Annotated in this window: 1 protein-coding gene; it reads right to left on the bottom strand. The window is 51.6% G+C overall.

The genetic code is table 11. The features are described from left to right. Positions 1–49: 49 nt before the first annotated feature. A partial coding sequence (locus tag R7R24_RS28825; protein WP_318120473.1) for an ABC transporter ATP-binding protein occupies positions 50–585 on the bottom strand: 536 nt, incomplete at its 5' end.

The following is a 585-nucleotide window of genomic DNA, read 5'->3' as shown; positions in this document are numbered from 1 at the left end:
GCAGATCGCGAGCGGACAATAACACTTCTTTCTGATTCATAACGTCTCCTTAAGCCGACTGGTGGATGAGTGAAATGCTGCTTTGGGCTTTGACATGGCAGGCGATGGATTGACGACCATTGAGCGGCATAAACTTCGGCGTTTCGGCTTGGCAGCGAGCGAGTCGGTAATCACAGCGATCTCTAAACGCGCAGCCATGGTGGTTAATTAAGGCGCTCGGTGGATTGCCAGGGATAGTTGGCAAACGAGGCATGTCTTCGGTGATCGAAGGAATTGCTCTCAGTAAGCCTTGGGTATAAGGGTGTGCGGGCTGAGCAAAGAGGGTGTCCGTATCTGCTTGTTCCATTTTTTGTCCGCCGTACATTACCAACACGCGGTCACACATTTCGGCTACAACGCCCATGTCGTGCGTGATCAGCAATATCGCGGTATTGAACTCTTTTTGTAACTCACGTAACAGAGTCAAAATTTGGGCTTGTACGGTCACGTCCAACGCGGTGGTTGGCTCATCAGCGATGAGCAGCTCTGGTTTACACAGGAGCGCCATGGCAATCATCACACGTTGGCGCATACCGCCAGAAAGCT

It is taken from the genome of Vibrio sp. 704, assembly GCF_033339295.1.
Note: the sequence above shows the minus strand (reverse complement) of the source record. Positions and strands in the feature narration are given on the sequence as shown.